The sequence below is a fragment of the Allokutzneria sp. NRRL B-24872 genome (assembly GCF_002155965.1).
GTDB lineage: Bacteria > Actinomycetota > Actinomycetes > Mycobacteriales > Pseudonocardiaceae > Allokutzneria.
Genome location: NZ_MUMH01000038.1, coordinates 1 through 13,765, shown reverse-complemented (window position 1 = coordinate 13,765; position 13,765 = coordinate 1). Strand labels below are relative to the sequence as shown.

Annotated in this window: 15 protein-coding genes; 5 read left to right on the top strand and 10 right to left on the bottom strand. The window is 69.6% G+C overall.

All coding sequences use genetic code 11. The features are described from left to right. Positions 1–101: 101 nt before the first annotated feature. The 7 genes from CCN37_RS10840 to CCN37_RS10810 all read right to left on the bottom strand — a co-directional run bounded on the left by CCN37_RS10840 (position 102) and on the right by CCN37_RS10810 (position 5,345). A complete protein-coding gene (locus CCN37_RS10840) occupies positions 102–416 on the bottom strand; it encodes a hypothetical protein (RefSeq protein ID WP_086820596.1) in 315 nt (104 codons plus the stop codon). A gap of 291 nt (positions 417–707) precedes the next feature. Further along, complete coding sequence (locus CCN37_RS10835) at positions 708–1,031, bottom strand: hypothetical protein (protein WP_086820595.1); 324 nt, start codon at positions 1,029–1,031, stop codon at positions 708–710. A gap of 220 nt (positions 1,032–1,251) precedes the next feature. After that, entirely contained in the window at positions 1,252–1,974 is a 723-nt protein-coding gene (locus tag CCN37_RS10830) for a class I SAM-dependent methyltransferase (protein ID WP_086820594.1), read from the bottom strand. Positions 1,975–2,089: 115 nt separating this feature from the next. Then, positions 2,090–2,290, bottom strand: a complete 201-nt coding sequence (locus CCN37_RS10825; protein WP_086820593.1) for a PspC domain-containing protein — start codon at positions 2,288–2,290, stop codon at positions 2,090–2,092. A 137-nt stretch (positions 2,291–2,427) separates the two neighbouring features. After that, a complete protein-coding gene (locus CCN37_RS10820) occupies positions 2,428–3,381 on the bottom strand; it encodes an alpha/beta hydrolase (protein ID WP_086820592.1) in 954 nt (317 codons plus the stop codon). Continuing rightward, positions 3,359–4,615 carry a cytochrome P450 gene (locus tag CCN37_RS10815; RefSeq protein ID WP_143261548.1) on the bottom strand — a complete coding sequence of 419 codons (1,257 nt, stop codon included), beginning with the start codon at positions 4,613–4,615 and terminating at the stop codon, positions 3,359–3,361. The genes CCN37_RS10820 and CCN37_RS10815 overlap by 23 nt, the downstream gene beginning before the upstream one ends. A gap of 28 nt (positions 4,616–4,643) precedes the next feature. After that, positions 4,644–5,345, bottom strand: coding sequence for a TetR/AcrR family transcriptional regulator (locus tag CCN37_RS10810; protein ID WP_086820590.1), 702 nt, complete (start codon positions 5,343–5,345; stop codon positions 4,644–4,646). A gap of 234 nt (positions 5,346–5,579) precedes the next feature. Between CCN37_RS10810 and CCN37_RS10805 the strand changes: the two genes are divergently transcribed. Continuing rightward, the gene (locus tag CCN37_RS10805) at positions 5,580–6,632 is read left to right on the top strand and encodes a M48 family metallopeptidase (RefSeq protein ID WP_086820589.1); all 1,053 of its coding nucleotides are present in this window, start codon (positions 5,580–5,582) and stop codon (positions 6,630–6,632) included. Between the two features lie 46 nt (positions 6,633–6,678). On the opposite strand, the gene CCN37_RS10800 is transcribed toward CCN37_RS10805, so the two are convergent. Beyond that, positions 6,679–7,890 carry a serine hydrolase gene (locus tag CCN37_RS10800; protein WP_168200617.1) on the bottom strand — a complete coding sequence of 404 codons (1,212 nt, stop codon included), beginning with the start codon at positions 7,888–7,890 and terminating at the stop codon, positions 6,679–6,681. A 33-nt stretch (positions 7,891–7,923) separates the two neighbouring features. Beyond that, positions 7,924–8,766, bottom strand: coding sequence for a M15 family metallopeptidase (locus tag CCN37_RS10795; RefSeq protein WP_371503957.1), 843 nt, complete (start codon positions 8,764–8,766; stop codon positions 7,924–7,926). Between the two features lie 211 nt (positions 8,767–8,977). Here CCN37_RS10795 and CCN37_RS10790 point away from each other — a divergent pair, with 211 nt between their 5' ends. The 3 genes from CCN37_RS10790 (at position 8,978) to CCN37_RS10780 (ending at position 11,827) form a co-directional block, all read left to right on the top strand. After that, positions 8,978–9,799: a trypsin-like serine protease gene (locus tag CCN37_RS10790; RefSeq protein WP_086820587.1), complete on the top strand. Its 822-nt coding sequence runs from the start codon at positions 8,978–8,980 to the stop codon at positions 9,797–9,799. A gap of 174 nt (positions 9,800–9,973) precedes the next feature. After that, complete coding sequence (locus CCN37_RS10785; protein ID WP_086820586.1) at positions 9,974–10,765, top strand: trypsin-like serine protease; 792 nt, start codon at positions 9,974–9,976, stop codon at positions 10,763–10,765. Between the two features lie 264 nt (positions 10,766–11,029). After that, complete coding sequence (locus CCN37_RS10780; RefSeq protein WP_086820585.1) at positions 11,030–11,827, top strand: trypsin-like serine protease; 798 nt, start codon at positions 11,030–11,032, stop codon at positions 11,825–11,827. A gap of 66 nt (positions 11,828–11,893) precedes the next feature. Here CCN37_RS10780 and CCN37_RS10775 read toward each other — a convergent pair whose 3' ends face one another. After that, positions 11,894–12,520 carry a LysE family translocator gene (locus CCN37_RS10775; RefSeq protein WP_086820584.1) on the bottom strand — a complete coding sequence of 209 codons (627 nt, stop codon included), beginning with the start codon at positions 12,518–12,520 and terminating at the stop codon, positions 11,894–11,896. 180 nt (positions 12,521–12,700) lie between these two features. Here CCN37_RS10775 and CCN37_RS10770 point away from each other — a divergent pair, with 180 nt between their 5' ends. Continuing rightward, a complete protein-coding gene (locus tag CCN37_RS10770) occupies positions 12,701–13,147 on the top strand; it encodes a GNAT family N-acetyltransferase (RefSeq protein ID WP_086820597.1) in 447 nt (148 codons plus the stop codon). Positions 13,148–13,765: the final 618 nt, after the last annotated feature.

Genomic DNA, 13,765 nt, shown 5'->3' with positions numbered 1-13,765 from the left:
CCTCCCGCCCAGTATCGCGAAACATGATCATGATTTCCGAGTGCTCCACCCGGACGTGTGAGACGGGCGGCCGGTGGCGCCGGCCGCCCGTCGGGAGAGCGCTAGAGGACGACCAGCACGCGGATGCCGAGCAGGTTGACGCTCAGCCGCACGTGCACGCCGACCCGGATCTTGCCGATCACGACGCAGCCCGCCAGCCGCACCTTGACGGCCGCGCCGACCTTAGGCTTGATCGTCACGTAGCCGCCCGCGACCGCCGTGACGGAGCCCTCGACCTTGGCCGCGGCCTGGACCGCCGCCCCGGCCTTGGCGTGGGTCGTGCCCGCCGACGCCGCCGGAGCCGCGCCGAGCAGCAGGGCCGTGCCGACCGCGGTGGCCACGACGGCGCCGAGGGCCCGCTTGGTGAAAGTACGCATGGAATCGCACCCCTCCCGGTGAATGCCTAACTGACCTTCAGTCAACTCCTCGCTCGACAGATGGGAAGTGGGCGGAGAGCGATTCACTCGAAACGGGAGGCGACAATTCGGAGCGTGACACGCGATGTGCCCGGTCGGATTACCCGCGCCAGCACGACGTGGGAATCGCGCAAATCGTTAGAAAACTTTTCGCCTTCGCTGAGTGCGGTCGTTGTCTCGACGCGGACACGGCGGCACAACGAAGGGGGCGACCGGAGAACCGGCCGCCCCCTTCGGGGATCGTCGATGGCGCTACAACACCACCAGGATTCTGATGCCGAGGAGGTTGACGCCGAGGCGCACCGACACGCCCTCGACGAGCGGGCCGCCGATGACGATGCAAGCGGCCAGGCGCAGCTTCACCCGCACTCCGGTCTTGAGCTTGACCGTCGCGTAGCCCTCCGCGACCGACTCGACCTCGCCTTCGCCGTTCTCCTGCGCGTCCACCTGCGTGGACATCGAGGGACCCGAGGGGGCCGCCGGTGCTGCGGAGGCCGGGAGGCCGCCGAGTGCGATGCCGGCGGAGAGGGCCGTCGTCGCGGCCAGGGTCAGTACGCGCTTCGTGATGGTTCGCATGGGTGTTGCTTCCCCTCGACTAAGGCGAATTCTGTGAGTGGTGGGCCCGTCACCAGTGCAACACCCGATTCCGGATATCGGCAGCCCCAATTCGCTGTTTCACCCGTTTCCCGGAATCGTGTGAACTGAGAGCGACTGATGCGCCACCCCGACGTATGACCCGAATCAGGCGGTGTGGGTACGCCCGTGATTGCCCCGTTATCACCTGAACGGGAGGTTTTCAGGGCTTTCGCGCGGTGACCAGCGTGGTCGGCGCCCAGGGGCCGCTCCACCACATCCGCCAGCCGAGACCGCGCCCGCGCACCTCCGCCATCCCCAGTTCGGTGAGCGCGGCGGCGCACTGGCGCGCGTGCCCGACCTCGGCGAGCACGATCCGCCCGCCGGGGCGCAGCACGCGGACCGCCTCGCGGATCGCCAGCGCCCGCGCGTCGGCCCCGGCGAGGGCGGTGATCGCGACGCCGCTCAGCACGAGGTCGAAGGAGTCGTCGAGCAGCGGCAGCCCGGTCAGCTCGCCGGTGCGCAGCTGGACGCGGTCGGCGACGCCCTCCGCGAGGGCGTTCTCCTTGGTGGTGTCGATGTCGTGGCCCGCCTGGTCCAGGCTGCGCCAGGGGTCGACGCCCACGGCGGTTCCCCCTGCCTCCAGCCGCCTCGCCGCGGCGAGCAGCACGGAGCCCCGGCCGCACCCGAGGTCCAGCACGTCCTCGTCACCGCGCAACCGGAGCTCGTCGAGCAGTTCCTCCCAGACGGCGAACTTGCCGCGCAGCGTGGTGTGCAGGTGCACCAGCGCGCACAACGCCAACAGCCCGGCACCCACGAGGGGAACCGGGCCGTCGGTGATGGTCGTCGTCAGCAGGCAGGTGAGCACTCCGAAGCCGAAACCCAGCAGGACGACCGGGGCGTCGATTCCGTGGGAAGCCGCCCGTCGCACCGATGCTCCAGCCATGTCGGACTCCTGCCACCCGTTTCCAGGGCAACAGAATAATCCGGCTCTCGTGAAAGGAAACGCGAGTTCGGCGGGATTGCGGTGATTGTCCGAAATGGCGGGTAAATAATTCGCGTCAGTGGTCCGGCTTGGGCAGTACCAGGGCCAGTGCCAGGTACAACAGCACCTGCGGGCCCGGGAGCACGCAGGACACCACGAAGCCGAGGCGCACGGCGCCGGGGCGCCAGCCGAAGCGCTCCGCGATGCCGCCAGCGACGCCGAAGAACACGCTGTCGCGGGAACGGGTGAGTCGGTGGGTGCGGTACGGAGCGGACATTTGCGTTACCTCCTGGGCCTCGCGGCGGGGCCGGGATCTCTGAAGATCTATTGCCCCTCCACTTCAGGTTGCCCATTCCACGCCATCCACACCTCGGGGTCTGCCCGGAATCCGACCCCGATCCACCAGGATCGTCCTCAGGGGGACAGCCGCTGCGCCAGCCAGGAGTCGATCTCCGCGAGCGCCTTGTTCCGCACCGGCTCAGCCGAGAGGAAGAGGTCGTGCATGCCGTCCTCGATCGGCACGGTCGTGACGTCGCGGCCGAGCTTGGGCGCCCAGCGCGCGATCTGCTCCACGTCGAGCACGGTGTCGGCGGTCATCGCCGCGGGCTCCCACTTCTTGCGGTGCAGCAGGCTGCGCGAGGAGTGCTCGACGAGCACCGGGACGCGGATGTCCAGCCCTCGGTGCACCTGCGCGTGACCGAGCCGGACCGCGCGCAGCCAGCCCGCGCGCACCGGGAAGTGCTCGGAGGGCTTCCAGGCGTTGTCGTAGGTCCACTCGCCGTTGTGGGTGGAGCTGAGGCTGTGCCCGTAGGTCGGCGCGAGACCGGGCTTCACGACCAGGCGCGGGGCGAAGCGGCCGACCACGTTGTTCACCGCCGTGCCGACCGTGCGGGTGAGCCACGGTTCCGCGAGGTCCAGCCACGGGCTGTTCAGCACCAAGGCGTCGACCAGGTCCGACGCCCGGTTCTCGTGCGCCCACAGCGGCGCGATGAGCCCGCCGGTGGAGTGCGCGAGCAGCACCACGCGCCGGTGTCCGTGCTCGGAGCGGATCACCTCGATCGAGGCGTCGATCTCCTCGAAGTACTCGGTGAGGTCCGCGGTGTACGTCGGCAGCTGGTCGGGGCGGATCGACCGCCCGTAGCGCCGCAGGTCCAGCGCGTAGAAGTCGTAGCCCTGGGCGGCGAAGTGCCGGGCGACGTGGTCCTGGAAGAAGTAGTCGCACCAGCCGTGGACGTACAGGACCGCGCCCTTGCCCGGCGAATCAGCCGGGAGCCGCACCAGGGTCGCGACGACCTCGTCGCCGTCCTGGGTGCGGGCGAGGGGCAGCGTACGAACCCGATAGGGCTCACCGAGAATGTCGACGTCCACGGGACAAGTGTGACCCCTGACCGCCCTGCGGTGGCACCTCAGCGTTGTGCACGGCGCGTTTCGACCGCACCCACAGCGGCATCGAGGTCGGCACGGTGATCCACCCGATGACCTGGGAGCGCAGCGCGTCGCGGTCGACGGAGATCTCGCAGTAGCGCCACAGCAGAAGCTCCAGCGCCATCCGGGTCTGCAACCGCGCGACGGGCGAGCCCGGTCCGAACGGCAGACCGTAGCCGGTGGACAGCCGCGAGGTGGTCCTGCGGTGGATGTCGAAGCGCTCCGGGGCGGGGAACCGGTGCTCGTCCTGGGTCACGGAGTCCATGACGACCGCGACCTGCTCGCCGGCCGCGATCCGCCGCCCGCTGAGGTCCACGTCGAGCTTCGCCCTGCGCGTCACGCGGGAGACCGGCGGGCTGTAGCGCAGCACTTCCTCGATCGTCGGCGCGAGCAGGTCGGGCCGGGCGCGCACCTCTTCACCGACCTCGCCGAACTCGTCGAGGCAGAGCACGACGGAAGCCAACAGGCTGGTCGTGGTGAGGTGCCCGGAGAGCAGCAGCAGACCCAGCAGCGCGACCGCCTGGTCGTCGTCGGGCAGCTGGCCGTCGATCTCGGTGCCCAAGAACTCCGCGGTGAGGTCGGCGTGCGTCGCCCTGCGGTAGGAGGCAACGTGCGCGTACAGGTAGGCCAGCAGTTCGGAGCGCGCGTCGCAGGCGGAGACCCGGCGCTGAGCGGGCACGACCGAGGGCTGAGGAGGGTTGCCGCACAACGCGTCCACCCACAGCAGCACGGAGTCGAGGTCCTGCTGCGGAACACCAAGCAGTTCCGCGATCACCCGCACCGGCAGCGGGAAGGCGAGGTCGGTGGCGAGGTCGATCCGCTCGTCCCCGGCGACGCGGTCGAGCAGTTCGGTGGTCAGCGTCAGCACCCTGGAACCCAGCGCCGCCACCACGCCCGGCGTGAACCTGCGGCTGACCGTGCGCCGCAGCTCGCGGTGCATCGCCGAGGTGATCACCACCGGATCGCGGCCGGAGAGCAGCCTGGCGACGAGCGCGCTGGAGGAGGCGTACTCGGAGGTGAACGCGGCGTGGTCGGTGAGCACCCGCGCGGCGTCCTCGTAGCGGTAGACCAGCCAGGTCCCGGAGTCGGCGTCCCGCGCGACGGGCTCCGATCCGCGCAGCGCGCGGTGCCGGTCCCCCTCAGCCGTCGTCGGCCGTGCTCCCAGCGCCTCCACCACGAAGCTCACCCCTTCGGGCCCTGCCGCCTCAGTTCCGCGCCGCCGCCCCGCGCACGAAGTCCACGCAGCGCGCGTGGGTCCGCTCGTAGAAGGCGGTCACGTCCCCGGCGATCCTCGTCAGTTCCTCCTCGGACGGCGTGTCCCTGGTCTCGAACGCGTTGCGCACGATGTGCGCCAGCACGTCCGCGGTGGTCTCCAGCCCCATGCCGGAGCCACCGGGCAGCGCCGTGTCGATCAGATAGAACCCCATGATCGTGCATGTGAGCCCCTGGATCTCCAGTTCCGGGCTGAGATCACCCCGAAGCAGGCGTCCGTTCGCGATCGCGGCGTCGTAGCCCTCGCGCTCCAGCATCAGCACCGCCGTCGGCACCGTGCTGCCGTCGCGGCTGACCAGCGAGCCGAGGACCTCCTCGTCGGCGACGAGCATCGCGCGCATCAGGGGGCTGCTCATGACCGCCAGGTAGCCGATGCGCACCATCCGGTTCGGCAGCACGGCGGCGGGGTCGGCGGCGATCTCCACCAGTAGCTTGCGCAGGTAGCGGGCGGACTCGCGAACGAGCACGGCCTGGAAGAGGTCGTCACGGGTGCGCCAGTGCAGGTAGACGGTGCCCTTGCCGATCCCGGCGCGCTTGGCGATGTCGTCGACGGTGGTCCTGCGGTAGCCCCAGCGCAGCAGCAGCTCGGCCGCCGCGTCCAGGACTCGTTCCGCCCTGGCGGCGCGTTCTGGCACGGGCTGGTCACCTCATGACGGCTGTTTGACTGCTTGACTGAAAACGGAATCTGGTCAAGATTGCACGTGGGGTCGGGGGAGTCAACGGGGGTGTCGGCCTCTGACAGGGGGTGGGGCCGACGCCCCCGGAGCTGGTCACGGCCGGTTTCGGGGGTGGAATCAGGGTTCTCACCGATCTCGCGCTCCGCCCGGTCGGGCTAGCCTCGGTCGCACACCAAGGATCGGGGAGATTCTGTGAACCAACCGCCTCAACCGCCCGCCGCGACCGGCCGGGTTCGGTTTCCGAACATCAGCCCGCGCGCGTACGAGCACCCGGCGGACCGCGGCGCGCTGGCGACCGCGCGCGCCGTCCCGGGATTCCCCGCGGTGCTGAAGGCCATCTCGGGTGCCCTCGGGGAGCGCAGCGAGCGCCTGCTCTCGCTGGCGTCCTCGATCCGGGTCACCGAGACCCAGTACCCGACGGTGCACCGCCTGCGGGTGGAGTGCGCCGCGGTGCTGGACATCAACCCCGCGCCGGAGGTCTTCGTCGCGCGGGACCCGCACGCCAACGCGATGACGATCGGCATGGACGAGCCGTTCATCGTGATCACCACGGGCCTGATCGAACTGCTCGACGAGGACGAGCTGCGCTTCGTCATCGGCCACGAGATGGGCCACGCCCTCTCCGGGCACGCCGTCTACTACACGGTGCTGCGCAGGCTGATCTCCATGGTCACCGGCATCGCGTGGATGCCGATCGGCTACTGGGGGATGCGGGCGATCATCATCGCGCTGCAGGACTGGTACCGCCGCGCGCAGCTCTCCGCCGACCGCGCGGGCCTGCTCTGCGTGCAGGACCCCGAGGTCGCGCTGCGCACGCACATCAAGCTCTCCGGCGGCATCGACGTCAACGAGATCGACACCGAGGCCTACCTCAAGCAGGCCGAGGACTACGACAAGGTCCCGGACGTGCGCGACAGCGTGCTCAAGCTGCTGCACCTGAGCAACCGCCTCGACCCGCTGCCGGTGGTCCGCGCGGCCGACCTGCAGAAGTGGGCGGCGGGCGAGGAGTACCGGGCGATTCTGGCCGGGGAGTACCCCAGCAGGGAGAACGACGACGTCACCAACTGGCGCGACGACGTCAAGTCGGCGGCGAAGTCCTACAAGGACGCCATCGCCAGCTCGGCCGACCCGCTCGCCAAGGTCCTCAACGAGGTCGGCGAGACCCTGTCCAGCACGGCGGGCAAGGTCTGGCGCAAGTTCACCGGCGGCCCGGACGACCGGCCCCCGTCGGGCGACGGGAAGTAGAGCCGCACAACGAAAAGGGGGCGCCCGAGGCGCCCCCTTTCTCGTGTCAGCCAGTGACGCGCAGCGCGCTGGCCGGGCGCGGTGTCGAGCTGCCGCAGGCGGCCTTCGTGATCACGTCGAGGTAGGCGGGATCGATCGTGGGGTGCGGTTTGAGCGTCCCGTCCGAGCCGACGCGCTGGTACTTCATCAGGTTCGTCCCGACGGAGAGCTGGCGTCGGCCGTCCTCGGTCGAGCCGCTGAACGTGCCCATGCCCCACACCGCGCCGTCGTGGCCCCAGATCCGCCCGCACGGCAGCGCGTAGACGTTGAGCCCCAAGCCGTACTCGCCGACCTTCGTGCCGTTGGGCGCGACGATCGGCACCGTGCGCTTCATCTCCGCGAGCTGCGCGGGCGCGAGCAGTTCGCCGCCCTGCAAGGCTTTGTGGAAGGCCACCACGTCGGCCATCGGCGCGATGATCTCTCCGGCCGCGTCCGCCCAGGTCATCTTGTAGACGCTGAAGTCCTTGGGCGGCACGAAGGCTCCGTACAGCTCCTCGTAGGCCTTCGCGTGCGGCCCGCGAATCGTCGTTTCCTTGCGCGGGAAGTACGTGTGCTTCATCCCCGCCGGGCGCAGCACGTGGCGCTCCACGTACTCGCGGAAGTCCGCCTTGGTGACCTTGGTCAGCAGCAGGCCGAGGATGAGGTAGTTGGTGTTGGAGTAGCTCCACTTCTCGCCTGGCGCGCCGGTCGGCGGCAGTGGAAGCGCGGTGCGCACGAGCGCGGCGGTGTCGAAGTCGCGCAACCGGTTCGCCTCGATGTCCTCCGGCTTCGGGAAGAGCGCCGCGACGAAGTCCGCGATACCGCTGGTGTGGTTGAGCAGCATGCGCACGCTCACCCGGCGGCCCAGCTCGCCCGGCACGTTCTCCGACAGGTAGTCGCCGATCGGCGCGTCGAGCACGATCTTCTTCGCTGCCACCAGCTGGAGCACCGCGGTGGCGATCATCGGCTTGGTGACGCTGCCGATGCGGTGCTCGAAGGTCGCACGCGCGGGCACCTTCACATCCGCGTCCACATCGGACACTCCGGCCGCGCCCTGCCAGCGCTGCTTGCCGTCGCGCACGGCGGCGTAGACAGCGGGCATCCCCGCCTCGTGCAGCTTCGTCAGGCTTGCTTGCAGTGCAACAGGATCAAGCGTTGGCTGGCCCGCGCTCGCGACACCGGTGGTGAGTGCCGTGGCGAGCACGGCCGCGACGCCGATCCGAGCTAGATTTCCCCGCATGCGCGCGACCGTAGCCGCGACGGGGCGCGGCATCTACTTGCCGTTGGCCGAAAAGTGCATCAGATCCTTCGGCGAGCGCCACGATCCGCCCCAGGTCCAACCGACCGAGGAGAACGCGCGCGTGACCACGTCTCCTGAGAAGACCATTCCGGGTGAGCGGCGCGTTCGGTTGACGTAGGCGCCCGCCAACTCCGGCAGCACGAGGTCGCCGCGCAGGTACGGGTTGCAGAACGGGTTGATGTCCACGGCGATGCCCAGCGCGTGCGAGGACCACGTGGTCAGCCCGCGCGCTGGGCGGCACACGAAGGCCGAGGTGTTGTTGCCGTCGCCGGTCGGAGCGCGATCGAGGTCCGCGCGCGCGGAGATCCGCATCTCCTCCAACGGGAACTTCGCCGCCCAGAGCTTGCCGAAGACCGTGACCATCGCCTCCGCCGCGCTCGCGTTCACCAGCAGCTCGCCGGTGTGCTGGCGGCCGTCGAAGCCCCAGAAGGACAGCGTCAGGTAGCGCAGGTCCTCCTTGCGCACGGGGCACCCCTGCTGCCACGTGCTGCGCGCCAGCACGTCGGCTGGGACAGCGCTCACCGTCGAGACGAAGCGGTTCTCCCTGGGCGGGGGCAGCACGTCCGTGGTCGGCAACGCGCGGTTGACGAGCTCCTGCGGAGTGGGCAGGACCGCGCCGAAACCGTCCGGGCGCTTGGGCAACGGCCGCGCGCCCACGCGCCACAACGGCTTCGGGGCCATCGGCGCCACCGTCGTCGTCGGCGCGGCGGTCGTTGGCGTGGTGGTGGTCGTGGTGGTCGTCGTCGGCGCGGACGCGCTGGTGGGAGGCGGTGCGGTAGGGGCTGAGCAGCCCACGACGAGGGCCGCTGCGCACACCAGCGTCAGCGTGTTCTGTGAAAGACGCTGTGAAAAAACGGCCACCGCGCAAGCTTCCCACGAACGGCGCAAACGATCTTTGAGGCACCCCGATGCCCCGCCGTTCGACGCCGTCCATTTAGATCAGTGGCCGGTACGCCGACTAGTCGAGTGGACCTCGTTGAAGAATCCGGTGGTTTGGGACGCCGGAAAATGGACAAGGAGATCGCGCATGTCGACCCCGCCCGCAGCGACCCGTTCCCGCAGGCGAGTGCTGGGGATCGCCCTTGCCGCCGTCTCGCTCGCCGCACTCGTGCCCACCGTCGTGGTCGGCTTCGCCGCCGCGAACGAGCCCGTCGAGGAGGTGCACGCCGAGCCGTTCGTCGTCGGCGGGCAGCGCGCCGCGGTGGGCCAGTTCCCCGGGCTGGTCTACCTCGTCGACCGGCTTGGTTCCGTCTACTGCGGCGGCGCCCTGCTCACCCCGACGAAGGTGCTGACGGCCGCGCACTGCGTGGACCAGCGCTCCGCGGCGGGGATCACCGTCATCTCGGGCAGGGAGGACACCGAAAGCCGCGCCGGGCAGGCCTCGCGCGGCTCGAAGTCCTGGCAGCACCCGTCCTACCGCAGCGTCTTCGAGGGCGATGACCTGGGCGTTCTCACCCTGGAGACGCCGATCCTGGCGCCGACCGCGACCCTGGTCTCCCAGGGCGAGCGCGCCAGCTACGCGCCGGGGACCGAGGCCGTCGTCGCGGGCTGGGGCGCCACCAGCGAGACCGGGTCGACCTCGCGCTACCTCATGTCGGCGACCGTGCCGGTGATGGAGGACGCGACCTGCTCGCGCTCCTACCGCTCGTACAACCCGAAGAAGATGTTCTGCGCGGGCTACGACGGCGGCCAGATCGACAGCTGCCAGGGCGACTCCGGCGGGCCGCTGCTCGTGCGCGGTGTCGTGGTCGGCGTGACCTCGTGGGGAGACGGCTGCGCGAGGGCCGGCAAGCCGGGTGTCTACGTCCGGCTGACCAACTACTTGGACACGGTGCGTGCCCAGCTCTGAATCATGATCCCCAATGGACCAGTGCGGCTTTGCGCGCGTGGTCCATCCGACTGGGCTGAATAGACTAATTCGAACAGCCGTTGTTTCTTGATCTCACCAAGCGTTTGCTCTGTGTAGCCCCGGAGGTCACCCATCCGGGGAACAACTGCTGAGATGCGCGATTGGGAGGCAAAGATGGCGGCTACCCTGCACCGTCTGGCCAGAACCGTCGGGGTCGCGCTCGCGGTGGCCACCTGTGGGATCACCTCGCTGTCCGTGGCCGCTGCGGCAACCCCGCCGGAGCAGAAGATCGTCGGTGGTGAGCGCGCGAAGATCGCCGACCACCCGTACACGGTCTTCCTGACCAACAACTCGAACTTCCAGTTCTGCGGCGGCACCATCGCGGCCGCGAACAAGATCGTCACCGCCGCGCACTGCGTGAAGGGCAAGACCGCCGACAGCATCAAGGTGGTCGCGGGCCGCGAGGACAAGCAGGCCACGGACGGCACCACCGCCACCGTGACCAAGGTCTGGGTGCACCCGCAGTACACGACGGCGACCGCGGGTTACGACGTGGCGGTGCTGACCCTGGGCTCGAACCTGACCCAGGCCGCCGCCCCGCTGGCCACCTCCGCGGACGCGGCCCTCTACAAGGAGGGTGCGACCTCCACCGTGCTCGGCTGGGGCACCACCAGCTCCGGCGGCTCGGCATCGCGCTACCTGCTGAAGGTCGACGTCCCGGTCACCTCGGACGAGACCTGCAAGACCGCGTACTCCCAGTACAGCAACACCTCCATGGTGTGCGCTGGTGTTCCCGAGGGCGGCAAGGACAGCTGCCAGGGTGACTCCGGCGGCCCGCTGATCGGTGGCGGCAAGCTGATCGGCGTCGTCTCCTGGGGCGAGGGCTGCGCCGCGCCGAAGAAGCCCGGCGTCTACGCCCGCGTCTCCTCCTACAACGACGTGCTCCAGGAGCAGATCAAGTCCTGATCGGCTTCCCTGGTAACCCTGCGGCTCCGGCCCGGCGCACCCTTCCCAGTGGGGGTGCGCCGGGCCGGACGCCGTTCCGGGGTTTGTTCGGCAGAACGTGCACTTCGCCGACGAATCCGCTGCTCCAGGTCATTTTGGTGAAACATTTCCCAAGTGCTGAGCTGTTCAGCCTACATCTAACGGCCGTTGTGCCACTCCGTGACCGAGCGCTTGCATTGTGTTCACCCCCGGTGAGGGCCTGGGGCATGCGAGAGGAGCACGACCATGGCGGGAACCCTGCGTCGCCTGGTTAGGTTCGCCGGAGCGGCCGTTGCCGTGTCGGCGATCGGGCTTTCGTTCGTCCCGTCGGCCGTCGCGGCCGACAGCGGAGACCCGCAGACCCAGATCGTGGGCGGCACGCGGGCCAGCATCAGCCAGTACCCGTGGACGGTCTTCCTGACCAACACCTCCGGCTTCCAGTTCTGCGGCGGCACCCTGGTCTCGCCGACCAAGGTCGTCACCGCCGCGCACTGCGTGAAGGGCACTGCCGCCTCCGCCGTCCGCGTGGTCTCCGGCCGCGAGGACAAGCAGAGCACCGCGGGCACCGTCACCAACGTCTCCAAGGTGTGGGTGCACCCCAGCTACACCACCGCGACCGCCGGTTACGACGTCGCCGTGCTGACGCTGGCCAGCCGGGTCAACTCCGCCGTGCTCCCGCTCGCCACCCCGCAGGACACCGCGCTCTACGCGGCCGGCACCAACTCCACCGTCCTCGGCTGGGGCACCACCAGCTCCGGCGGCTCGGCATCGCGCTACCTGCTCAAGGTCGACGTCCCGGTGACCTCCGACGCCACCTGCAAGACCGCGTACCCGCAGTACAGCAACACCTCCATGGTGTGCGCGGGCATCCCGGCCGGTGGCAAGGACAGCTGCCAGGGTGACTCCGGTGGCCCGATGGTCGCCGGTGGCAAGCTGATCGGCGTCGTCTCCTGGGGGCGCGGCTGCGCGCTGCCGAACTACCCCGGCGTCTACGCCAGGGTCGCGCCGTACCACGCCGCGCTGACCGCTCAGATCAACTCGTAATTTCGTTTCACAGCAAGAAGAAGAGGCGAGGACGGTCCCTGCAACCGCCCTCGCCTCTTCGCTTGTTCAGACGACCAGGCCGACCGACATGGTCAGGAAGGCCGTCGCCGAGACCACGTCGAGCGTGGTCAGCACCGCCGGGCGCTGGAGCTTGCCGGAGACGCGCGCCGCGGTGAGCACGATCCCGGTCTCCCACGCCGCCGCCAGCACGAGGAACACCACGCCCAGCAGGCCGAGCTGGAGCACCGGGCTGGTCGCCGCGCCCATGAACTGCGGCAGGAACGCCAGGCAGAACAGCAGCATCTTCGGGTTGGTGATGTTGCAGACGAAGCCGCGCCGGAACGGCCGGTCGGTGCCGCGCGCGGTCTCCCCGTCGGTGACCCGGCCGCCGCGCGAGCGCCACACGTCCCTGGCGATGCCGAAAGCCAGGTAGGTCAGGTAGGCCGCGCCGAGCCAGCGCAGCGCCGTGAGCACGCCCGGGTTGCTGGCGAGCACCACGCCGAGGCCGGAGACCACGAGCGCCACGTGCACCAGGCTCGCGGAGTGGATTCCGGCGAGGGTGAGCAGGCCCGCCCGCGTCCCCGTGCGCATCGAGGTGCGCAGCAGGAGGAAGACGTCGACCCCGGGGGTGATCACGAAGATCACGCTGGCTATGACGAAGACCGGAAGCTGGCTGGTGTCGATGGCGGACATGGCGCACCCCCTCTTGGCGGATTCCTGGATGCCAACACCCGTGGTCGGCAGGCAAATTTCTCGCCCGCGACGACGTTAGCAGAAGATTTTGCGGAATCTTGACGCGTTCGCCGTGGTTTCCACCACGTCACCCGGACGTCACACTGGTTCTTCCAGCCCGGCTCTGGTACGCACGTGCGCGTGACGAAGACCGAGAGGACCCAGCGCAGGGCGACCGGCAACGAGCTCAGCGCGGAGGAGCTCTACCGAATCCTGCGACTGCGGGTGGACGTGTTCGTGGTCGAGCAGAAAGCCGCCTACCCGGAGCTCGACGGCCGCGACCTCACGCCGTCGACCGTGCACCTGTGGAGCGAGGCGCCCGACGGAGTGCTCGCCTACGTTCGCGTGCTCGACGAGCCGGACGGCACCGCGCGCATCGGCCGTGTCGTGACCGCCGCGCCCGCGCGAGGGCAGGGCCTGTCGCGCGAGCTGATGGAGGCCGCGCTCACCGAGATCGGCGACCAGCCCTCCGTGCTCGACGCCCAGACCCAGGTCGCCGGTTTCTACACCTCGCTCGGCTACCGGGTGGTCGGCGACGAGTTCATGGACGACGACGGCATCCCCCACGTCCCCATGCACCGCCCCTAGCCCCGCGCCGCTCCAAGCGTTTTGGCAACGCGATGCGATTCAGGAGCGCTCTCCCGCACAAGTTGTTGCCAAAACGCGAAAAGCGGCGTGGCGGACGTGGGCGGTCGCCAGGTCGCTGAGCCCGGCCCAGGCGGTTCTGCGCGCACCGCCACGTTCGCCGACCGCCGAGGTTGGGCAGGCTTCAAGACCACCGAACCCCGGTCGCCGTGGTCATCAACCACCCCAAACCCTTGGGGCGCGAGGGTTTGGAGTGGTTGGAGACTGCTCGCGCAGGGGTGAGCGGGTCTTGAAGACCGCGGAACTCGCTGGCGCGCAACGAGAAGCCTCGTCGCGAATCGCCGCACTCCGGGAGCCCATCACATCTCGTGAGTCCACCGCGCCCCACGCACCCGGCCGCATCGCGCGCCCACACCCACGTGCGGCCCGCTCCACCTCCACGCCCGCGCCTGTGCGCCCACTCCACGCTCGCGCCCACTCAACGTTCACCGGGCACGCCAGATCCGTTTCGTACTCCACTCGGGAAAGAGAGCGCTCCCAAATCCCGCTATGAGTACGAAACGGGAAGGCCTAGACCACGCCGGCGCGCGATGGGGCGAGCGGGGCGGTGGGGTGCATGGG